Genomic DNA, 20,227 nt, shown 5'->3' with positions numbered 1-20,227 from the left:
CCCTCGGGGATCTTGGTGCCAATGATTATACCAGTGAAGCCCGGCTGATATCAAGTTTTGGGGTCCCTTACAGTTCCAGCAGACTGGCCGGAAGGGGGTAACGGTCCGGGTCAAAGACCCGCTCTGCCTCTTCTTGGCCTCCACTCCCCGGCAGCGGCAAAGGGGCTGCCGGATGGGCCTGCGGCACCGGGGCCTCTCTCCGCAAGGGGGTTTTCCTTTCCTGGGTCCAGCGGCCTTCGCCGTTGGCTGACGCCGGTATTTTAAAGGGCGGGACGCAGCGCAATTTAACCCCGTCGTTCCCCAGCAGCCGGGTCAGGGCCAGTTTAAGCTCCAGGGAAGGCTGAATCCAGAGAACCTGCTTTAGGGAATTTACCTCCCGGGTCTCCGCGTGGAAAAGGTGTACCGGGGTGCTGCCGGGATGTTGGCCCAGCAGGGCCTCCAAAGGTTTTTTCAGGGAATCGTCCCCGGAGGGCAGCTTTAACCACAACTCCTTGGAAATATCCCCCAGCAGGGCCATATCCTCCGCCAGGACCTTGGCTTCTTCCCCGTTGTTACTGACTTTTCCCATAACCAGCAGCGGAGTGCCGGTATCCAGCAGCTTACCGCAGCGCCGGTAGGTATCCGGAAAAACAACCACTTCACAGTTGCCGGTTAAATCCTCTGCCTGGCCGAAAGCCATGGGGTCACCCCGGCGGGAGGTGATGCGTTTAATCCCGGAAAATAGAACCGCCAGTTGAATGGGCTGCCCATCGGGGATTTCCCCCAGATCCGCAATCTGTCGGGTTTCCAAAACCTCCATTTCCCAGTGAAACTCTGAAAGAGGATGTCCTGAAATGTATAACCCCAAGGTCTCTTTTTCATATTGCAGTTGCTGTTTGGCCGCCAGCTTGGGCACCTCCGCCAGGGGGATTTCCATGGCCTCTTCCGGCTGATCGCTCATCAGGTCAAATAAATTGACCTGACCCTTTTCTCTGTCCCTCTGGGTCCTGGCGGCAAACTCAATGCCCGCATCCACACCACTCAGTAATTTAGCCCGGTGATCGAATTCATCCAGGGCCCCGGCCTTAATCAAGCTCTCCAGCACCCGGCGGTTTACCACCTTGGTGTCCAGCCGGCTGCAAAAATCCGTAAAACTTTTAAAAGGCCCATCCTTTTCCCGGGCCTGAATCATCTCCTGCACCGCACCCAGGCCGACATTTTTCACCGCCGCCAAACCAAACCTGACACAACCTTCGGCCACCGTAAAGTTTTCACGACTGCGGTTGATATCCGGCGGCAGCACTTTAATGCCCGCCCGACGGCATTCTTCAATATACAAAACCACTTTATCCGTATTGTCCCGTACGGAAGTCAGCAGGGCCGCCATGTACTCCACAGGATAATTGGCCTTCAGATAAGCCGTTTGGTAGGCAACCAGGGCATAGGCCGCTGAATGGGATTTGTTAAAACCGTAACCGGCAAAATATTCCATCAGGTCAAATATTTTTTCCGCCAGTTGCCGGCTATACCCTCTGGCAACCGCTCCCGGAATGGGGCTCTGCAGGGGCTTTCCCTTTTCATCGGTGCTGGTTCCCTCAATAAACCATTGGCGATGCATGGCCATGATTTGCTGAATTTTCTTCCCCATGGCCTTTCTGAGGGAATCCGCCTGCCCCAGGGTATAGCCGGCCATCATTCTGGCAATCATCATCACCTGTTCCTGGTACAGGATGACCCCGTAGGTTTCTTTCAGGATCGGCTCCAGATCCGGGTGAAAATAATCCACCAGGGTGCGTCCGTGCTTGCGCTGAATAAAGTCTTCCACCATGCCGCTGCCCAGGGGACCCGGCCGGTACAGGGCCACCAGGGCCACAATGTCTTCAAAGGCATTGGGCTTTAACTCCCTCAATATGCTGCGCATGCCGCTGCTTTCCAGTTGAAAGACGCCCACCCCTTCTCCCCGGGTCAGCATTTCATAGGCGGCCGGATCGTCCAGGGGGATGGCATTGATGTCCAGGGACTGATTTTTTTCCCGGCGAATCATATTCACCGCTTCGGCAATCACGGTAAGGTTGCGCAGACCTAAAAGGTCCATCTTCAGCAGCCCTAGCTCCTCCACCGTGCCCATGGGAAACTGGGTAGTGATCTGGCCGTCGGAGGTTTTATACAAAGGCAGGTATTCCACCAAAGGCTCCCGGGAAATAACCACTCCGGCCGCATGAGTAGAGGCATGACGGGGCATCCCTTCCAGCTCGGCAGCCGTATCCACCAGTTTTTTAACCTGGGCGTCCTGATCGTAGGCCGTCTTCAATTCCGGGGAATTTTTCAGCGCCCGGGCAATGGTCATATTTAGTTCCAAAGGGACCATTTTAGCCACCCGGTCCACATCCCCATAGGGCAGGTCCAGGGCTCGTCCTACATCGCGGATGGCCGCCCGGGCGGCCATGGTACCAAAGGTGATGATCTGAGCCACCCGGTTGGTACCGTATTTTTGTACAATATACTCGATCACTTCGCCCCGGCGCTCATAATCAAAGTCAATATCAATATCCGGCATGGAAATTCTTTCGGGGTTCAGGAAACGTTCAAACAGCAAACCGTACTGTAAAGGGTCAATGCCGGTGATTTCCAGGACATAGGCTACAATGCTGCCGGCGGCGGAACCCCGGCCGGGCCCCACGGCAATGCCCCTTTCCCGGGCGTATTTGATAAAATCCCAAACAATTAAAAAATATTCCTCATAGCCCATCTGGTGAATGACCGACAACTCGTATTCCAGGCGCTCTTCTACCGGGCCGCTGCAGTGGCCGTAATGCTTCAGGGCGCCGGTCAGACATTGTTCCTTTAGATAACTGGCCGGGGAAAAGCCCTCCGGTACGGTAAAATAGGGCAGGTGCAGGTGGCCGAATTCCAATTCCACCCGGCAGCGTTCGGCAATCTTCAGGCTGTTTTTTAGAGCATCCGGCATTTCCCCGAAAAGCAAATTCATTTCATGGGCGTTTTTAAGGTACATTTCCGGGGAGTCAAACTTCATCCGTCCCGGTGTGTTAATGCTTTTGCCTGTTTGAATGCATAACAAAACGTCCTGAATGTCGGCATGCTCACGCCTCAGGTAGTGTACATCATTGGTGGCCACCAGGGGCAGGTCCAGTTCATCGGACATTCTGACCAGTTCACGGTTAACCGTCCTTTGTTCTTGAAACCCGTGATCCTGCAGTTCCAGAAAGAAATTACCCCGGCCGAAAATTTCCGCATACTCTCTGGCCGCCTGCCGGGCCTGCTGGGGCTCGGCTGCCAGAATTTTGGCCGCCACCTCGCCGCCCAGGCAGCCGCTCAGAGCAATCAGACCCCGGTGGTGGCGGGCTAAAGCCTGTTTGTCCACCCGGGGTTTATAGTAAAAACCCTCGGTGTAACCCAAAGAAACCAGTTTAAGCAGGTTTTGATACCCCTCCTGGTTTTCCGCCAGCAAAACCAGATGATAGGGCTGGTCGTCCATTTTGGGAACTTTGTCTGCCATGGTGCGGCGGGCCACATAGACTTCACAACCTAGAATGGGCTTAATCCCTTCTTTTTGGCAGGCTTTATAAAAATCCACCACCCCAAACATACACCCATGATCGGTAATGGCCAGAGAGGTCATGCCCTGTTCCTTGGCCGCTCGGGCCATCTGGTTAATCCGGGTGGCCCCGTCCAACAGGCTGTATTCACTGTGCAGATGCAGGTGTACAAATTGATCTTTTTCCAGCATCGTTCACTCCTTTTAAAAAACCAATAGAACACGGACTTAACAGATTTCCCCGGATTCTTACGGATTTTTTGCGATGTTTCCTATCCGTGTAAATCCTATCATCCGTTCCATCCGTGTTCTATTCTTAGCGGCCGGTTATCGGCCTGTTCCGCTGTATGACTCTTTTTGCCTTTTCCCCTATTCCCTATTCTGCTTGATTTCCTCCCGGATCTCTTGCCAGCGGCTTCTGGCCATACGGGAAAATACGGGATATTGGTCGGCCCCTTCATGGGTGGTTACGGCATAGAACCATTGAACTGCCTCGTTATTGTTGCCCAGCCGGTAGGCCAGGTCGCCTAAAACATACATCAGCTTTAATTCCTGTTTTAGTTCTGAAGCGGTTTCCCTTTCATAGGCCCGCTTCATAAATTCAAAGGCCCGCTGCAGGGCCTGCGTTTCCTCTTCCTGCCGGCACTGGTAGCGATATAACCAGGCCAGGCTCAGGTAAAGGGAACCCATGACCGAATCCTTGGCTTTTCTAAGCTCCTGGCAGAGGATGGCCAATTTATAGCTTTTAACCGCCTGCTCCAGGGTTCGCAAGCCGCCATACTGGTGGCTGTCTCTGTGCCAGTTGGAAAGGATGGAGTGGACCGCCGCCTTTTCATATTCCCCCAGAGGCGAACTGGAGCTTTTGGTATAGGCGTAGCCGCAATGTTTACAAACGGCAACCTGATAATAAACCGGGTTAATGTTGTTGTAATACCCGCAAAAATCACTGTCCTGCTTTTCCAGGCTGACAAACTTGCTGCGCACTTCCGGATGCTCAAATTCCTTTCCGCAGTTAGGGCATGTACATTTGGCAAAAAAAATCATTTCTTCGGTAACTTGCATGCTTTACCGCTCCCAATCGATGTAATCTTAAACTTGCCCTCATTATACTATAAAAAGGAGAGAAATTCCTTAATGAATTCTCAAGTTCAAAAACCGATGTATCTCCGGGCTCCCAGATAACGATGTTTAAAAAAGTCATCCTGCAGGGAAGTGACGGTTACGCCTTCTTTGGTCCGGGCATTAAAAAACATGCCCTCCCCCTGATAAATGCCCACATGGGAAGGCCCGGGGTCAATGGTGGAGAAGAATACCAGGTCCCCGGCATGCAACTGGTCCCTTTCCACCGGAGCCCCGGCCTTAAATTGATCCTGAGCGTCCCTGGGAAGCTGGTAGCCATTGACAAAATAGGCCATATAGGTTAGCCCCGAGCAATCGACGCCCCGGGTGGTCATCCCTCCCCAAAGATAGGGCGCCCCTGCAAAAAGGTAGGCGGCGGCCAGAACATCCCGGTTTTTAACTAATTGATTAGAATGAATCACCTTGACATCTTCTTTTAAAAGATAAGCAGACTTTCCTCCGGGCAAAGAAACCCGGAGATTTTTTTCTTTTTCCTCCAGCAGACGGAGGCGGCTCCCCAAAAACAGCGTACCGCAACAGGTATTTGCCTGCTCACGGGAATAAAGGCCTGCCGTAGCCCGGACAACTTGGACTACAGGATTTTCTTCAGGCCAGGCAGGCAGGCAGAAACAGTCCACCGGGGTCCAGCCCGGCGAGCCGTCCACCGCTTGAATATGAAGCCATTGGCCTTCCATTCCCAACACCTGAGCAGGCCACCCCATCAACAACTGGGTCACCAGCGGAACCCCTTCCTCCGGCTGCTCCCGCACGTCCGCCACCGCTGCGGCTGTGAGAACAAAGGTGCCTGCTTCTATTTCACGCAAATCAGGCATGGGACCACTCCTTCTTTGCTCTTCTATGTTAACACTATTCGCTTGGCGTTTTGGATATGCTTTCCACCAAATAGTTGCCGAAGTCCGGCTGCCCCTTCAGTACCTGCATCATCTCCAAAAAGTTTCTGGCCGCCCCCGGCTCGCCGCTTAATTTCACCATGGCCGCCTGTTGAGCCTCTTCGTTTTCCCAAACCGAAGCCACTAAAAATTTATTGGGGCTTCCTTTGGCCCTGGCCACATACCCTTCCTTTAAACCGGGCTGTTGTTTAACTGCGTCCATGTGTTCATGAATCAGCTTGATTAAAGCTTCTTCGCTTCCGTCCTTGGACTCCAATATTCCAAAGGTAATGGCTTTCAAAAAAGATCCCCCTAACCCATGACAGATTGATAAATCTCTTCATATTTTTCCACCCAGTGGTCTGCATTAAACCTGGTTACCGCATATTCTCTGGCCCGGGCCGACATGGTTTGGTGCAGCGCCTTATCTTCCAACAGTTTCAGGGTGTACCGAGCCATGGCCGGCACATCTCCCACAGCCGTCAAAAAGCCCACCCGGTCTTTTTCCACCACCTCGGGGATACCGCAGGAGGCGGTTGCCACCACCGGCACTCCGCAGGCCAGCGCTTCCAGTGCCGCCAGGCCGAAGCTTTCGCAGCAGGAAGGCAGCAGCATCACGTCGGACGCGGCAATGACCGGGGCCACCGCATCCTGACGCCCTAAAAAGACAATGTCGCCGATTAGCCCCAGCTCAATGGCTTTGGACTGAGCCAGGGGCATGTCGGGACCGTCTCCCACCAGTACCAAGCGGGCCGGTCTTTTTTGACGAACCAAATGGAAGGTTTCGATCACGTCCAATACCCTCTTCAGGGGCCGGAAATTGGACACATGCACCAGCAGCGCTTCATTCTCTCCGGCCAGGGTGCTGCGGATGGAATCCTGCCGGGGCTTAAAGACCTCTAAATCCACAAAATTATAGACTACCGGCAGACTGCCCTGAAAGTGAAAGGTATCTCTGGTTTGCTGCGCTAAAAAATTGGATACAACCGTAACCACATCACTCTTTTCCAGGCCATGACGGGTAATTTCATAAAACCCCGCATGCGCCCCCACCAGGGAGGTATCGGTGCCGTGCAGGGTGGTGATCACCGGCAGTTCCCGGCCTAAAATTTCCCGGGCTAAATGGGCCCCAATGGCATGGGGCATGGCGTAATGAGCATGGAGTAAATCCAACCCGTAGCAGCGGGCCACTTCCACGGTTTTACCCACCTGGCTGAGAAAATAAGGAGGAACTTCAAACAGCGGATGATGAAAGGCATCCACCTCATGCACAAAAACATTGGGCTGGTAGCTGGGCAGACGAAAGGGGCGTCCCACCGTTACAAAATGGATCTGATGCCCCCTTTGGGCCAATTTTTTGCCTAGCTCTGCGGCCACCACACCGCTGCCACCGTAGGTGGAATGACACAGGATGCCAATTTTCAATTCCTCACCTCCAGCAGGGCCAGGGGGTTGTAAACCGCCAGCGGCGTGCCCAGGGTAAAACCCTCCCCGTAATGGGCGCCGATTAAGGCTCCATAGTAGCGGTCCCGGCTTTCAATCAAAGCCGGCAGATTCCCGGCGCCGGAATTCAGGAAGGTTCCGGTCCGTTTCCTGCCGGCGCCAAATTGGCTGTCGTGGGCCAACAGAGCTGCTTTTTTGATTTCGTACACCTCGCTAATATCCACAATAAATTTAGGTTCCGGCGAACGGGATAAGAAGTAATGCCACACTGCCTGGGGCCGAAAGGGCGGAAAGGAAGTCGTCCTTTGGGACAGCCCGGCGTCAAAACAAGCCTCCTGCACCAGACGGCAGGCCTGCACATGATCGGGATGACGGTCCTCCCAGTAAGGGCATAGGACTAATTGCGGCCTTGCTTCCCGTATCAGTTCAACCAGCGCCGCCACGTTTTCTTGGTTTACTTCGATTCCTCTGTCCGGCAAACCAAGACATTTGCGCCAGCTTAATCCCAAATGATCCGCCGCTTCTACCGATTCCCGGCGCCGCTCGGCCACCGTCCCGTTGGAGGCCATTTCCCCGGCCGTCAGATCCACAATGCCTGCGGCGGCTCCCAAACGGATCATTTTGGCCAGTACCCCGCCGGCCCCCACCTCTACGTCATCCGGGTGGGCCCCCACCGCCAGAACATCCACTTTATCCATTATTTCATCCCCTGTGATTTTTTCTTCATTATAGCAATTTATAAAACCGGTTTAAATAAAGGACCCGTCCCTTTTATCCGGCGAGGCCGTGAAGAGGTGTCCTTTCTGCAATTTTTAAGGCTGTTATTACCAATTCACAATGATTGGTTTTGCGCAGCTCCTTTTTTCTAAAAAATTAAATAGAACACGGATTGAACGGATCATACGGATTTACGCGGATTTAAAATAAAGATTTAAAATCCGCGTAAATCAGTGGAAATCCGTAAAATCCGTGTCCTATTCTTATTAGCCTGTACTAGGAAATGGCGCTTAAAGCCGGAGTGTTTCTGGTTCGCCAGGAACGGTAATGAAGATCGGGGAAAATATTGTTTTGCCATTCTAAATGGGCAATAAAGTTCTCGTCAATCCGGCAATATTTAATTTCATGATACAGCCTTAGGAAATTGGCCAGATGCTGCTTGGTTCGTCTCTCCGCATAGGGCACCATGGTTCCGGTGGAAATAATAAAGGCCCAATCGCTGCTTTGAGCCAGGAGCAGTTCCCGTCCGGCCTGATTCAGCGCCCGCAGCAGGTTCCCTTCGGCCTGGGGAAACAAATCCGCCAGTTCCCGCATGCGGTCCGCGGCCATATGCAGGTGCCTGTAGATCCATTGGTTCTTCTCATTCAGCCAGACCTCATTGTAGCCGGAGGAGCCCCAGGTGGAAGGACAGGGACGGGTCACCTGGTTGCACTTATGTTTTTGCAGATAATCGGAAGGAGTAATCATTTCAATGGTGTCCTGGTCATAAGCGATTTTGCGGATTAAGAAATCCAGCCACATGGGCCCCTCGTACCACCAGTGTCCAAAAAGCTCGGCATCATAGGGAGCCACAATCACCGGAGGCCGGTCCATGAGTGAGGCTAAAAACTCTATCTGTTTTTCCCGGTTAAACATAAAATTGCCCGCATGAGTATCCGCTTTATTGCGAGCCCATTCAGGATGGTAGGGTTGTTTGTCGGCCAGGTCTACTTTCCCGGTCACGCGATAATACTTCATGCCCGTATGAATGCGAATTCCGTCCGGGTGGATGTAGTCCTTAATGTATTCGTATTCCCGGTCATAACCAATATCCCGGTAAAATTCACGGTAATCCACATCTCCGGGATACCCTTCCTGGGCGCTCCAAACCTGTTTGGAGCTTTCCAGGTCCCGTCCGAAGGCAGCTACTCCCGAAGGGCAGTAGAGGGGAGCATAAACGCCGTACCTGGGCCGGTGGGCGGCAAACAAAAGGCCGTGACTATCGGTGAAAAAGAACTGCAGGCCAAATTCTTTTAAAATCTCATCCACCCCCTCGGCATACCCGCACTCGGGCAGCCAAATGCCCCGGGGCGAACAACCAAAATGCTGCCGGTGCAGGTTTACGGCAATTTCAATTTGCGCCCGTACCGCCTCCTTATTATGAATCATCAGAGGTAAAAAGCCATGGGTGGCGGCACAGGTAGTAATCTCCAGGCGGTTTAAATCCTGCAGTCTTTTAAAAGCCTGGACCAGATTGCCCTGGTAGTGGTGCACAAAGATTTCATAGGCCCGCTGAAATTTCTGTTTATACATCAGAGCCGCTTGGTGGTAGGGAGAACCATAGGTCTTTCCTTCTTCTTTATGGGCCAGCTCCATTAGTTTTTCCAGATGCCGGATATATCTTTGCTGCAGCAAAGGATCCGTTAACATGGATAAAAGGGGCGGGGAAATAGAAAAAGTCAGGCGGAAGGGCACATTGTCCCGGACCAGTCCCTCAAATACGTCCAGCATGGGAATATAGGTTTCCGTCAGCGCCTCGTAAAACCATTTTTCTTCCAGAAAATGTTCCGTTTCAGGATGTCTTACATAGGGCAGGTGGGCATGCATCACCATTGCCAGGTATCCTTTGGCCAACTGTTCTTCATCCTCTCACTTATTTTTCAAAGCCGGGGGAACCAATACCCAGGGGCACCGCCTCCCGCACCCCTTCGACAATATGTTGTTCCGCCCATTCCGCAGAACTGAAACCGTAAGATACCTTGCCAATGGCCTGGTAAATTCCTTCAATCCACATCCATTGTTCATCCAGCCTGTCGGATACGGATTCTCTGGGGGTGCTCACCCGGTTGGAACGGAGCAGGGGGACAAAACTTCCGTTGGGCAGGATGCGCCCCCATTCAGCGTAAAAACTGCGGTCCGGTTGTCCGATTTCGATGAACCAGTTGTCCGCCCAGGGGTCCAAAGTAAACTCCCGGAAGCTGTGGCTGAAGCCGAAAGCATCTCCTGCCAAACCGGTAACATCAAAAACCCGCAAAGCCGGACGCGAACACCGCCAGCTTTCTTCACCGTAGCGGTGGATAAACGCTTCCTGCTTGGCTGCGGAGACTTCCCAGTAGGCATAAAGCCAGCGGGGGTCCTTGGCACAAAGAACCAGTCGATCCACCCCGTAATGGTGAGGGATATAAGGGTTCTCTGGCTCTATGGTTTTTTCTCGGGAAACCGGAATATCCAAAATCATTTCTTCAGCAAATTCTTCTTCTGGCTTTGGGATTTCCATTTTCCGGGTGGCCTTTTGGCGAACCCTTGGCAGCAGCACCGCTGCCACAAAGCCCAGTATTGCCAGTACCAGCAGCCAGGACAACAGGAACTCCATATGATTTCCCCCTCCTTATGGATATAAAATTTAAAACCAACCAATTTTTTATGATAAATGGGAGAGAATATTTTTAGTGATTTGATTCAGATGACCCTCTTAGTATTGCCCAGGCATTTTGCCTTTATAAGGCTTCGGTCAAAGGATTTCAGAAGGTAGTAAAATATTATCCGGCAGACATTGAAATGAATAAAAAGAAGATGAAAAGGTAAATGAAGGAAAAAAGGGGGTAAAACATGTCTCCATTAAAACAAAGGGCGGGAATCTGGGGAATTGGGGCTGTTTTGGGGGTTTTGGCCCTGCGGGCCCTTTTGGTCTACCTAGTAGGCAAAGGGCTGCTGCCTCTGCTGCCCGGATTGTCCCCCCGATGGGTGGAGGTTATGGACCGGGCGATCCTGCTGGGTTTGACTCTTTTTTTTACACTGAGACTAGGAACTTTAAGGGATCTCGGTTTTCGTTTTGAAAATCTGGGCCGGCAGGTCCTTTACGGCCTGGCGGGAGGCGTGGTCCTTTTCGGTCTGGCAGAGGGAACCCAAAGGGCTCTAGTGGCTTTTTTGGCAGCGGACGCAGGCACCAATCCACTGGTGAAGGCGGCGGCCGGAGCCGGCACTCTTTCTGCCCTGATGGCCCCTTTACTCATTGGCAGCCTTTTGGTGCCTTTGACCGAGGAAGCCTATTACCGGGGCATGGCCTATGCCGCCTTTGCCCGTCAATGGGGCATTCTTCCGGGGGTGCTGGTTAGTGCGCTGTTCTTCGCCCTGGTTCACTTCAGCGGGGTCTGGTTTCTGCAAATTGCCGTAGTAGGAGCGGGTTTGGCCGGACTGTATCAGCTCACGGGTTCTTTACTGCCGGGCATTATCGCCCATGGGTTGGTCAACGGTTCCCGGCTTTTAATGGTCTACTGGGCAAATTTGTCTCCCTGAGTCTGGAACAAGGGTCGAAAAATATGGTAATATCGTAGAAGGATTTCCTTCAATGAGATCTTGAGGTTTCCGGCTAAAACTTTAAATGAATGAAAAAGGGCACCAGCAGAGGAACTAGGGTGGATAAAACCGACCCGTTAATAAAGGCGATCACCGCCATATCCGCATCGGTAGCCTTGGTAATCAGGGGCAGGGTGGTGTCCATGGTGGTGGCGCCTCCCGGAGCCACGGCGGAAAACCGGCCTATATAACGGGCCACCAGGGGTACGGAAAGAAAGGTCAGCAATTCTCTGGCCACATTGGTCATAAAAGCCAGGGCGCCGGTTTCAACATGATAGATCTCCGCAATCAATACGCCCGACAGGCTGTACCAGCCAAATCCGGCTCCAATGGCGGTGGACTCGTTGAAGGGCAGCCCCAAAATCAAGCCGGATACCGCAGCCCCGGCTAAACTGCCCAGGGCTACCAGTACCGGCAGCAGCAGCACTTTCCAGCCCATGGACCAGAGTTTGCCCCAAACCTCCCGCTGGCGGCCCAGATCAATGCCGATGCCAAAAAGCAAAAGATAGAGGGAAGTGGTGGTAATGGGATTTAAATACGGCCCCATCACCTCCGGCAGCAGCCAATAGCCCGCGGCAATGCCGACAGCTACAGCGCCCAAGATCATCCAGGTCACTGAGAATCACCCGTTTCTAAATAGAATAAACCCAACCAAAAATGTTTTCAGCCATAAAAGTTAAACCCCGGAGGAGGGCTTTTGGGCTTGTTCCCTGCTCTTCCGGAGCTGTTGACTCATATAGTTTTCAGCCAGCCGCACCAGGAGAACACTGCCAAGAATACTGCCCAGGGCCAATACCAGCGCCTGCCCGCCCAACCGGTGGAGATTGTTCATCAGTTCTTGGTTAAGGCCTAACTGGGCCCCCATGGCCACCAGCATAATAAAAAGACAGGCTGTGGTAAACCGGCTGACAAATTGAGGTTTACAGGGTAAAATTTTAAAGTGGCCCACCAGTATACCCAGCAGGACGGCCAACAGCACGGTACCCATGCTTCCACCCCCGTTGAAATATTTTGCCATGCTTTATAACTTTAGCACGATTGAAAATCCGTGGTCAATAAGGATTATGAAGATAAGGAGGCCAACCATGTATCCTGTTGCCAGTGAAGAAAACATCAAAGCGTTATTAGAACAATGCCGTACCATCGCCATTGTGGGGCTGTCCGATAAACCTCACCGGGACAGCTTTAAAGTAGCCCAGTATCTCCAGGAACAGGGCTATCGCATTATTCCCGTTCATCCGCGCATCAAGGAAGTGCTGGGAGAGAGAGTCTATCCCACCCTGGCGGAAATTCCGGAACCGGTGGATATGGTCAATGTCTTCCGCAAAAGTGAGGATACCCCGGAGGTGGTGCGGCAGGCTTTGCCCCTTAAACCCAAGGCCATCTGGCTGCAGTTGGGGATTGCCAATGAAGAGGCGGGCCGCCTAGCTGCGGAGTCAGGCATCCCTTATATCCAGGACCGCTGCATTAAAGTGGACCATGCAAGGTTGTTGCAAAATGAAGCGTAAAAACCCCCAGCCTTCTTCCGCTGCTGTGCGCCGGGCCGGCCAGATCTTTTCCCGCCTGGAGGAAGCCTACCCGGATGCAGTCACGGCTTTAAGTTATTCCACGCCCTTTGAACTGCTGGTGGCCGTCATTTTGTCCGCCCAAAGCACCGATCAGCAGGTGAATAAAATTACCGAAAAGCTCTTTAAAAAATATCGCACACCCCAGGAATTTGCCCTTTTGACAGCGGACCAGTTAGCCAATGACATCAAGGGCTGCGGCCTTTTTAGAAATAAAAGCAAGCATTTGGTGGAGACCAGTCGCATTCTGGTTGAACAATACGGCGGCGAGGTTCCCCAGGACCGGGAAAGTTTAATGCTTTTGCCCGGAGTGGGTCGTAAAACGGCCAATGTTGTTTTAGGCGTGGTCTTTGGACAGGCCACCTTTCCGGTGGATACCCATGTTCACCGGTTGGCTCACCGGCTGGGCCTCTCTTCGGGAAAAAGCCCGGAGCAAACCGAGCTGGACCTTTGCGCCTTAATTCCCCCGGAACAGTGGCAAAGGGCCCATCACCAATTGATCTATCACGGCAGACGGGTCTGCGACGCCCGTAAACCAAAGTGTCCGGACTGCTGTGTCAATGATCTTTGCCCTTCGGCAAAGAGATCTGGGGAGGGAAATTCCTAATGCACATCGTTTTAGTAGAGCCCGAAATTCCTGCCAACACAGGGAATATCGCCCGAACCTGTTCCGTAACCGGAGCCAGCCTGCATTTAGTTAAGCCCCTGGGATTTTCAACCGATGACCGCTACCTGAAGCGGGCCGGTCTGGATTACTGGCATCAGCTTGATTTACACTATCACGAGGATTTTTCCGCTTTGAGGCGGCAATACCCCGACGGCCGCTTCTGGTATCTCAGCACCAAGGCCGCCAAGTCCTATCACCAGGTAGAATATCAAGAGGATGATTTTCTGGTTTTTGGTAAGGAGACAGCCGGACTCCCCAAGGCCTTGCTGGCCCAAAACCCGGAGTACTGCCTGCGCATTCCCATGCTGGAGTCCGTACGATCCCTAAATCTTTCCAACTCCGCTGCGGTTGTTTTGTATGAAGCCTTAAGACAACTGGAGTTTCCACAGATGAAATAACGCCTCCGACGGGAGGCGTTATTTCATCTGTGATGTCTATGGGGAAAAGTGCTGTTTCATTTGATTGATGATCTTCTCCTGAGGCCACTCCCGGGCTCTGCCCTGAACCATACCGGCATTGCCGCCGCCTTGGCCCTGCAGAAGGGGCCATAGGAATTCCGCCAGTTGATCTGCCGCAAGGACCCCTTCGGGGCTACAGCCAAATACCACCGCATAGGGACCGTCGCCCCCGGCCAGCAGCGCCGTCCGTTTGGGTTCCCGGCACCAGGCCGCCGCCAAGCCGCGGAGGAAATCCATGTCCGCCTGGGGAAAAAGCTCTACTAGAAAAGAGGTGCCTTGGATGGAAAAGGACTTTTCTTTTAATCCCTGGGCTATGGCCTGGTATTTAAAGGGCAATAACTCTTTATGCTCTTTTTGCAGCTTTTTAAACTCCGCCTCCCGTTTCTGCAGCCGGGTGACAGCCTCTGTTCCAACAGCACCCACGGTCTCTTCCAACTCTTTTAAGGACCTTGCTGTCTGCCACATCCAGTGCACCGTCCTCAGCCCGCAGATAAAATAAAGCCGTGTATGACCCCGGACACTTTCCGTTTTAAGCAGCTTGATGGGTCCTGCTTCTCCGGTAAAGCGCGGGTGTGTGCCGCAGCAGGCATTTTCATCCACGCCGGGGATCACCACCAGCCGCACTTCTTCCTGATTGGGCGGAAGTTTCCGGAGCAACTCCGGTGGAAGCTGCTCCCGGGAGTAAAATTCACTCTGAACAGGTAGATTTTCCAGTACAATCCGATTGGCTTCCGCTTCCGCCTGCTGCATACTTTCCAGGGGCAGCTCTCTTACGGTTAAATCAATGCTGTTGGTTTCCTCTCCCAAATGAAAACCGATGGTCTCCCAGCCATACTGTTGTTCTAAAACCGCGGAGAGAATATGCTGTCCATGGTGCTGCTGCATATGGTCCCGTCTTCTTTCAGCATCCACGGTCATCAATAAACGGGTGCCTTTGGATGGTCCCGCTAACCCGGCAATCCAGTGCACAATCCCCTCGGGCCTTTGTTCCACCTGGACTACTTCATAGGTCCGGCGGGCGCAGACCAGGGTGCCCCGGTCCGCAGGTTGCCCGCCTCCCTCGGGATAAAAGACAGTGTTTTCCGTTAAAACGCCCACTCTGCCCTTTTCCGAGATGATTCCGGTGACATTGGAATTAAATTGTAACAGATAGGGATCTTCATGATACATTTCTTTCAACCAGATACAAACCCCCTCTCTAGCTAACTTACATGCATCTTTCGACAGTAAGGAAAAATCTCCTTTTTTGCACATCCCTTTATTTTAAAAAAGGGCCTAACTTCCGTAGGCCCCTGTTATTTCGTGAATTTTATGAGTATAAAAGGTGGTTAATTCCTCGGCGGCTTCCATGGAAGCCCCCTCACTGAAAATGCGGCAGACCGGTTCCTCCGGGTCCGGCAGGACCAAAGCCCAGCCCTCCGGGTGGTAAACCTTGACTCCGTCCAACAGATCCATTTTCTCTCCCTGTTCTTCGATCAGCCGGCGAATCACCCTGCCCTTGGCTTCCCAGGGCACTTGAACCTCCTTTTTATCCATATAAAAATCGGGAATTTCGGCAATTAACTGCTGCAGGGTTATTCCTTCCCGGGCGCAGTACTCCAAAATTCTTAAAAGGGCGGCCAGGGCGTCAAAATTCATTAGATATTTGGATAACCGTCCATCCTCCCGGGCGTTCTGGGCCAGGATCTTGTCCAGAAAATCCTGCCGGGAAGTCTTGGTGCGCACCACGGTGCCCCGATACCTTCCGGCCAGTTCATCAATGGTTTTGGAAGCGGTTACCGGGACAATCACCGGGCCCGCCTGATCCTTTAAAAGGATCAGGGACAGCAGCGCAGTCAAGCGGTCCTCACCGATCACATTGCCCTGGTCGTCCACCACGATTAACTGATCTCCATTGGGGTCCAGCACCGCTCCGGCGGCAAAACCCTTCCCCTTTACTGAAGAGATCAATTCAGACAAATCGGTGCAGTAGGACTGCCAATCCTGATAACCCGTTCTCTTCTGCTGGTTCTCTAAATTTTCTGTTTCGATGCCCAGGGCTTCCATGGTTCTGGCCACAAAGGGATCCAGATTAGCCGGGTTATAGAGCATTTTCAAACGGGGACGGGCGCCCCGGAGGGCTTCAACATTGATATCTTCGATCAAATGGGAGATGTAGGCCTCCGCCACTCCCTTCACCCTGGTAACAGGCACAATCTGCCGGGCCTCCACCCGTCTGGCGTCCTCCCGGTCCAGGGTGCTTTCAATCTTGCGCTCCTGATCCCGGGAAATATTACCCCCCTGCCCATTGGTAAAGAGTAGATTGATTTTATCCCGGTGACGGGAAGACAGCCGGACATGAATTCCTCCCTGACAGTTAAAAGCCTTTACGGCAAAGCGGTGCATGGGGGTAATGCCGCTGCCGAAATCCAGAACTTCCGCCCCGGCGGACTGCAGACCGCAGGCCAGGGCTTCTTTAATCATCCCGGAGGCGGCAAAACTGTCACAGGAAATCCCAATTTTAGACCCCAGGCCCAGGCTGGCCCCGCAGGCCGCTCCAATCTTAGAGGCAAAGTCCGGCGTAATGTCCAGGTTGGTCAGTCCCGTAATTCCCTCAATGCCAAATAAATTCTTGGCCTTGGCGGTACCCCATACCATACTGCTTTCTACGGTGGCGCCAATGCCTACCACTTTTCCGGGCCACAGCTTTACATCCGGTTTTAGCAACGCCCTTTCCCGGATGGTGGAATCGCTGCCCACCACAGAGCCCTCGTAGATGGACACATTGGCGTGGATTTTTACCCGGCTGCCAATCACCGCCCCCCGGACGGCGGACCGGGAACCGGTATACACATTATCCCACAAAACACTGCGCTTGACGGTGGTCTGATCCTGGATGAGGCAGCCTTTTCCGATAACGGAATAGGCATCCAGCAGCACCTCCGCTCCAATTTGGCAGTTATCGCCAATCAAGACCGGACCATTAATTTTTGCCCTTTCGTCGATCAGGGTGTTTTCGCCAACCCAAATGCCCGGCGCGGCCTGGGTGCCGGGTATCCTTACATCCACCCGGCCCGTTAGGCAGTCCTGGTGCGCCTGGACATACTGCTGCAAATTGCCGATGTCGCACCAATATCCCGACAGGCTGACGCCAAAAAGAGGCTGTTTATCCCTTAACAAAAGGGGAAACAAATCCTTGCTGAAATCAAATTTTTTACCCGGCTCAAAGTAATTCAGGACCTCCGGTTCCAGGATATAAATACCTGTATTGACGGTATCGCTGAATACTTCTCCCCAACCTGGCTTTTCCAAAAACTGTGTGATCCGTCCTTCCCGGTCGGTGATGACCACGCCGAACTCCAGGGGACAATCCACCGGGGTTAAGACCAGGGTGGCCATGGCTCCCTTTTGCCGGTGAAATTCCATAGCCCGGGTCAAATTCAGATCGGTCAAGGCGTCACCGCTGATGACCACAAAGGTTTCATCTAAAAAGTCCTGGGCGTTCTTCACACTGCCGGCAGTGCCTAAGGGAACCTCCTCCAGGTAATAACGCATATGAACATCGAATTCCGATCCGTTCCCGAAGTAATCCCGGATATGCTCCGGAAGATACTGCAAAGTAACGCCGATGTCGGTAATCTGGTGCTTCTTCAACAAATGCACAATATGTTCCATCATGGGCCTGTTTACCACCGGCATCATGGGTTTGGGCAGCCCGCAGGTCAGAGGCCGCAGCCGGGTGCCTTCTCCCCCTGCCATGATAATTGCCTTCACGTCCATCACTCCTCCACGGCTGGTTCTTCTTTTAGTATGAACTTTTTCCGGGAGTTCTATCGCTCATCGATCCCCACGGATTTTACCTTGGTTCATTTCAATGGCTTACCTTGCCCAGCAAACACGGGTCCTGCCTTCTCTGCCAGACTGCATTCCGATTGGCTTCAATGACTTCCCGGTAAACCTTTCTGGTTTCGTCGGCGATACGGCTCCAATTGTATCTTGTGACCACCTCTTCCGAGGCTCTTTCCTTCATTGCCCGGGCTGCCGCAGGGTCCATTAAGCAGTGCAGAATACAGTCCGCCAGGGAATTGGGATTTCCGGTATAGGCCTTCATTCCGTTTACCCCGTGATGAACAATCTCCCCCAAGCCCCCGTTATCGGAAACAACTACCGGGGTTCCCGCGGCCATGGCCTCCAGGGCCACAATGCCGAAGGGTTCGTATAAGCTGGGGAAAACCGCCACGTCCGCATACCGGTATAAATCGTTGCGGGCAGTGTCATTGACATATCCGGTAAAATAAACATTATTGCTGATGCCCAGCCGTCCGGCCTGCTGCCTTAATTCCCCCTCAAAGGGTCCCTTGCCGGCCACCACCAACTTGGTGTTGGGGTGGTAGCGCAGAATCTTGGGTACCGCCTCCAATAAAACCTGTACCCCCTTTTCCGGCACCAGGCGGCCAACGTAATAAACAATTTTTTCACCGGGCGCAGCGTAATTTTCCCGGCGAATGTTCTTTGTCCCTTTGGGTTTAAAATTCTCCGGATCAACCCCGTTGGGAATAATGCGGATTTTGTCTTCGGGCAGTTGGAAAACATGCCGCAGTTCCCCGTACATATAGTTGCTGCAGCAAATCACCCGCCAGGATTCATAGGTTAACCACCATTCAATATCGCTGATATGCCGCTGTACATCATTGTGCAGCCCGTTATGCCGGCCCCACTCGGTGGCATGAATGGTGGAAATTAAGGGCAGTTGATAGGCATGTTTGCATACCTTGGCGGCATAAGTGGCCAGCCAGTCATGGGCATGGACCACATCCACCGGAGTCATTTTTTCAATCACCGTGATGGCTCGCTCGATCATAGCCATGTTCAACTGCATTACCCAGGTTACAAAATCCGTTGAGGACACCCGGAAAGGGTGAACCCGGTGAATATGCACTCCCTGCACCTTCTCGTATTCCGGCAGGTCCGGGTTGCCCCGGGTAATCACATGCAGTTCGTCCCCCTGTTTGGCCATGGCGGCGGTAAGATCATAGACATGTTGAGCCAATCCCCCCACACTCAAGGGGGGATACTCCCAAGAAAAAACAAGTACCTTCAATTCACGCACCCTCCAAACGCAACTTTTCCATCGCCAAGCTAGTATTTACCATTTTTAGCTTCAATATTACTGAAAAAGAACCGGATATCATTTATAAAATGAGATCCGGTTTACCGCTCCCGATTTAAAGGCGAATAAAGATTCCCTCGCCAGGAATACTAGAAAAAATTGAACGGAGGGCTACTAATGCTGAAAAAAGATTCTCTCCCATCCGAAAACCAAGAAACTGTGGAACAAAATACCGGTATGGAGGAGCAGGAAAAAAGAAAGACTCCTAAAATTTTAGTCATGTCCTACGATGATATCCGGTGATTGAATTATCAAGATTAAAAGGACAACCCATTGATTATATCCGTTCGGTTTTAAAATTCAAACTCCGGCAGGGGCTGCTGCAAAAAGAACACAGAATGGTTCGTTTTGCAGCAGCCCTTCTTTTGTAAAAAAATAATAGAACACGGATTTTACGGATTTCCACTGATTTTCACGAATTTTTTAATCTTTATTTAAAATCTACGCAAATTTGTCATCCATTAAATCCATGTTCTATTCTTAATTAAATACAAAAAAAGATCCCTACCGGGGTGCAAAGTGACCCGGCAGGGATCTTTTTATCTTTTTAATGGCCGTTGATAGTCCCGTCGTGAACCTGGAAGCTCCAGTTGATCCCGTTGTTGTTGTCCCAATTTTGGGCGCTGTCACGGAAGCACAGGTTGAACTGGGTATGGGTATCCGGCATTTCCAGCACTTTCACAAAGCCAAATCCTGTCTTGGCCATCCGGGCGTCCTTAACTGCTCTCCAATTTTGGGCATCCCCAAAGCCGCAGTGCAGATACACCTGATCCGCTCCGCTTTGGGCCAGAAGACCGTTATAAAAGACCACCACTTCCTCGCCGGCGGTAATGGGTGTGGGGTCCACCACCACCCCGCCCGGAAATTGGGCGTCGTGCATGTCTTTTAAACGGTAAGCACCCATGGTGTGTTCACCGAAATTGGTTCTGTTAGACATAAATTTTCCTCCCTCATTAGTCCATACTTTCAATCTTAGTATCTGAAGATGATTCGTTCTTTATTGGAGGAAAATATTTTTGCTTTGGGGAGTTTCATCCAAAAAAATGATGTAAATGGGAATTCTACGCCT

Annotated in this window: 20 protein-coding genes; 6 read left to right on the top strand and 14 right to left on the bottom strand. The window is 52.3% G+C overall.

Translation table 11 applies throughout. The features are described 5' to 3' along the window. Positions 1-67: 67 nt before the first annotated feature. The 8 genes from DESRU_RS06870 to DESRU_RS06835 form a co-directional block, all read right to left on the bottom strand. A complete protein-coding gene (locus DESRU_RS06870; protein WP_013841392.1) occupies positions 68-3,727 on the bottom strand; it encodes a DNA polymerase III subunit alpha in 3,660 nt (1,219 codons plus the stop codon). Positions 3,728-3,904: 177 nt separating this feature from the next. Next, positions 3,905-4,597: a DUF2225 domain-containing protein gene (locus DESRU_RS06865; RefSeq protein ID WP_013841391.1), complete on the bottom strand. Its 693-nt coding sequence runs from the start codon at positions 4,595-4,597 to the stop codon at positions 3,905-3,907. Between the two features lie 86 nt (positions 4,598-4,683). Further along, positions 4,684-5,487 (bottom strand): C40 family peptidase, encoded by an 804-nt coding sequence (locus tag DESRU_RS06860; protein ID WP_013841390.1) that lies wholly within the window; start codon positions 5,485-5,487, stop codon positions 4,684-4,686. 34 nt (positions 5,488-5,521) lie between these two features. Then, positions 5,522-5,845 (bottom strand): putative quinol monooxygenase, encoded by a 324-nt coding sequence (locus DESRU_RS06855; protein ID WP_013841389.1) that lies wholly within the window; start codon positions 5,843-5,845, stop codon positions 5,522-5,524. 11 nt (positions 5,846-5,856) lie between these two features. Beyond that, entirely contained in the window at positions 5,857-6,969 is a 1,113-nt protein-coding gene (gene bshA, locus DESRU_RS06850; protein WP_013841388.1) for an N-acetyl-alpha-D-glucosaminyl L-malate synthase BshA, read from the bottom strand. After that, the gene (bshB1, locus tag DESRU_RS06845; protein WP_013841387.1) at positions 6,966-7,685 is read right to left on the bottom strand and encodes a bacillithiol biosynthesis deacetylase BshB1; all 720 of its coding nucleotides are present in this window, start codon (positions 7,683-7,685) and stop codon (positions 6,966-6,968) included. The genes bshA and bshB1 overlap by 4 nt, the downstream gene beginning before the upstream one ends. Before the next feature lie 295 nt (positions 7,686-7,980). Continuing rightward, on the bottom strand, positions 7,981-9,597 hold the full coding sequence (locus DESRU_RS06840; RefSeq protein ID WP_013841386.1) for a glycoside hydrolase family 57 protein: 1,617 nt from the start codon (positions 9,595-9,597) through the stop codon (positions 7,981-7,983). A gap of 19 nt (positions 9,598-9,616) precedes the next feature. Next, positions 9,617-10,336, bottom strand: coding sequence for a DUF4912 domain-containing protein (locus DESRU_RS06835; RefSeq protein ID WP_013841385.1), 720 nt, complete (start codon positions 10,334-10,336; stop codon positions 9,617-9,619). Between the two features lie 236 nt (positions 10,337-10,572). Between DESRU_RS06835 and DESRU_RS06830 the strand changes: the two genes are divergently transcribed. Next, complete coding sequence (locus tag DESRU_RS06830) at positions 10,573-11,259, top strand: CPBP family intramembrane glutamic endopeptidase (RefSeq protein WP_013841384.1); 687 nt, start codon at positions 10,573-10,575, stop codon at positions 11,257-11,259. 73 nt (positions 11,260-11,332) lie between these two features. On the opposite strand, the gene DESRU_RS06825 is transcribed toward DESRU_RS06830, so the two are convergent. Continuing rightward, a complete protein-coding gene (locus tag DESRU_RS06825) occupies positions 11,333-11,926 on the bottom strand; it encodes a LysO family transporter (protein WP_238446424.1) in 594 nt (197 codons plus the stop codon). 69 nt (positions 11,927-11,995) lie between these two features. Then, entirely contained in the window at positions 11,996-12,307 is a 312-nt protein-coding gene (locus DESRU_RS06820) for a LysO family transporter (protein WP_013841382.1), read from the bottom strand. Positions 12,308-12,404: 97 nt separating this feature from the next. Between DESRU_RS06820 and DESRU_RS06815 the strand changes: the two genes are divergently transcribed. The 3 genes from DESRU_RS06815 to trmL are packed head-to-tail and all read left to right on the top strand — an operon-like array spanning position 12,405 to position 13,949. Beyond that, positions 12,405-12,827 carry a CoA-binding protein gene (locus DESRU_RS06815; RefSeq protein ID WP_013841381.1) on the top strand — a complete coding sequence of 141 codons (423 nt, stop codon included), beginning with the start codon at positions 12,405-12,407 and terminating at the stop codon, positions 12,825-12,827. Continuing rightward, a complete protein-coding gene (gene nth / locus DESRU_RS06810) occupies positions 12,817-13,491 on the top strand; it encodes an endonuclease III (RefSeq protein WP_013841380.1) in 675 nt (224 codons plus the stop codon). The genes DESRU_RS06815 and nth overlap by 11 nt, the downstream gene beginning before the upstream one ends. Then, positions 13,491-13,949, top strand: a complete 459-nt coding sequence (trmL, locus tag DESRU_RS06805; protein ID WP_013841379.1) for a tRNA (uridine(34)/cytosine(34)/5-carboxymethylaminomethyluridine(34)-2'-O)-methyltransferase TrmL — start codon at positions 13,491-13,493, stop codon at positions 13,947-13,949. Before nth ends, trmL begins: the two co-directional genes overlap by 1 nt. Before the next feature lie 36 nt (positions 13,950-13,985). On the opposite strand, the gene DESRU_RS06800 is transcribed toward trmL, so the two are convergent. The 3 genes from DESRU_RS06800 to DESRU_RS06790 form a co-directional block, all read right to left on the bottom strand. Further along, the gene (locus DESRU_RS06800; protein ID WP_041275641.1) at positions 13,986-15,179 is read right to left on the bottom strand and encodes an alanyl-tRNA editing protein; all 1,194 of its coding nucleotides are present in this window, start codon (positions 15,177-15,179) and stop codon (positions 13,986-13,988) included. 105 nt (positions 15,180-15,284) lie between these two features. Continuing rightward, on the bottom strand, positions 15,285-17,762 hold the full coding sequence (locus DESRU_RS06795) for a sugar phosphate nucleotidyltransferase (protein ID WP_041275640.1): 2,478 nt from the start codon (positions 17,760-17,762) through the stop codon (positions 15,285-15,287). 97 nt (positions 17,763-17,859) lie between these two features. Next, the gene (locus DESRU_RS06790) at positions 17,860-19,089 is read right to left on the bottom strand and encodes a glycosyltransferase family 4 protein (RefSeq protein ID WP_013841376.1); all 1,230 of its coding nucleotides are present in this window, start codon (positions 19,087-19,089) and stop codon (positions 17,860-17,862) included. Positions 19,090-19,275: 186 nt separating this feature from the next. Between DESRU_RS06790 and DESRU_RS21460 the strand changes: the two genes are divergently transcribed. Continuing rightward, complete coding sequence (locus DESRU_RS21460) at positions 19,276-19,401, top strand: hypothetical protein (protein ID WP_013841375.1); 126 nt, start codon at positions 19,276-19,278, stop codon at positions 19,399-19,401. Continuing rightward, the gene (locus DESRU_RS21455) at positions 19,398-19,529 is read left to right on the top strand and encodes a hypothetical protein (RefSeq protein WP_273484003.1); all 132 of its coding nucleotides are present in this window, start codon (positions 19,398-19,400) and stop codon (positions 19,527-19,529) included. The genes DESRU_RS21460 and DESRU_RS21455 overlap by 4 nt, the downstream gene beginning before the upstream one ends. Before the next feature lie 176 nt (positions 19,530-19,705). On the opposite strand, the gene DESRU_RS06785 is transcribed toward DESRU_RS21455, so the two are convergent. After that, on the bottom strand, positions 19,706-20,095 hold the full coding sequence (locus DESRU_RS06785; protein ID WP_013841374.1) for a carbohydrate-binding protein: 390 nt from the start codon (positions 20,093-20,095) through the stop codon (positions 19,706-19,708). Positions 20,096-20,227 lie beyond the last annotated feature (132 nt).

Origin of the sequence: Desulforamulus ruminis DSM 2154 (genome assembly GCF_000215085.1) — a bacterium.
Lineage (GTDB): Bacteria > Bacillota > Desulfotomaculia > Desulfotomaculales > Desulfotomaculaceae > Desulfotomaculum > Desulfotomaculum ruminis.
Note: the sequence above shows the minus strand (reverse complement) of the source record. Positions and strands in the feature narration are given on the sequence as shown.

Coding starts and splice junctions, on each gene's coding strand:
- DESRU_RS06870 (WP_013841392.1), bottom strand. CDS start 3,727: ATGCTGGAAAAAGATCAATTTGTACACCTGCATCTGCACAGTGAATAC.
- DESRU_RS06865 (WP_013841391.1), bottom strand. CDS start 4,597: ATGCAAGTTACCGAAGAAATGATTTTTTTTGCCAAATGTACATGCCCT.
- DESRU_RS06860 (WP_013841390.1), bottom strand. CDS start 5,487: ATGCCTGATTTGCGTGAAATAGAAGCAGGCACCTTTGTTCTCACAGCC.
- bshB1 (WP_013841387.1), bottom strand. CDS start 7,685: ATGGATAAAGTGGATGTTCTGGCGGTGGGGGCCCACCCGGATGACGTA.
- DESRU_RS06835 (WP_013841385.1), bottom strand. CDS start 10,336: ATGGAGTTCCTGTTGTCCTGGCTGCTGGTACTGGCAATACTGGGCTTT.
- DESRU_RS06830 (WP_013841384.1), top strand. CDS start 10,573: ATGTCTCCATTAAAACAAAGGGCGGGAATCTGGGGAATTGGGGCTGTT.
- DESRU_RS06825 (WP_238446424.1), bottom strand. CDS start 11,926: ATGATCTTGGGCGCTGTAGCTGTCGGCATTGCCGCGGGCTATTGGCTG.
- DESRU_RS06820 (WP_013841382.1), bottom strand. CDS start 12,307: ATGGGTACCGTGCTGTTGGCCGTCCTGCTGGGTATACTGGTGGGCCAC.
- DESRU_RS06815 (WP_013841381.1), top strand. CDS start 12,405: ATGTATCCTGTTGCCAGTGAAGAAAACATCAAAGCGTTATTAGAACAA.
- nth (WP_013841380.1), top strand. CDS start 12,817: ATGAAGCGTAAAAACCCCCAGCCTTCTTCCGCTGCTGTGCGCCGGGCC.
- trmL (WP_013841379.1), top strand. CDS start 13,491: ATGCACATCGTTTTAGTAGAGCCCGAAATTCCTGCCAACACAGGGAAT.
- DESRU_RS06800 (WP_041275641.1), bottom strand. CDS start 15,179: ATGTATCATGAAGATCCCTATCTGTTACAATTTAATTCCAATGTCACC.
- DESRU_RS21460 (WP_013841375.1), top strand. CDS start 19,276: ATGCTGAAAAAAGATTCTCTCCCATCCGAAAACCAAGAAACTGTGGAA.
- DESRU_RS06785 (WP_013841374.1), bottom strand. CDS start 20,095: ATGTCTAACAGAACCAATTTCGGTGAACACACCATGGGTGCTTACCGT.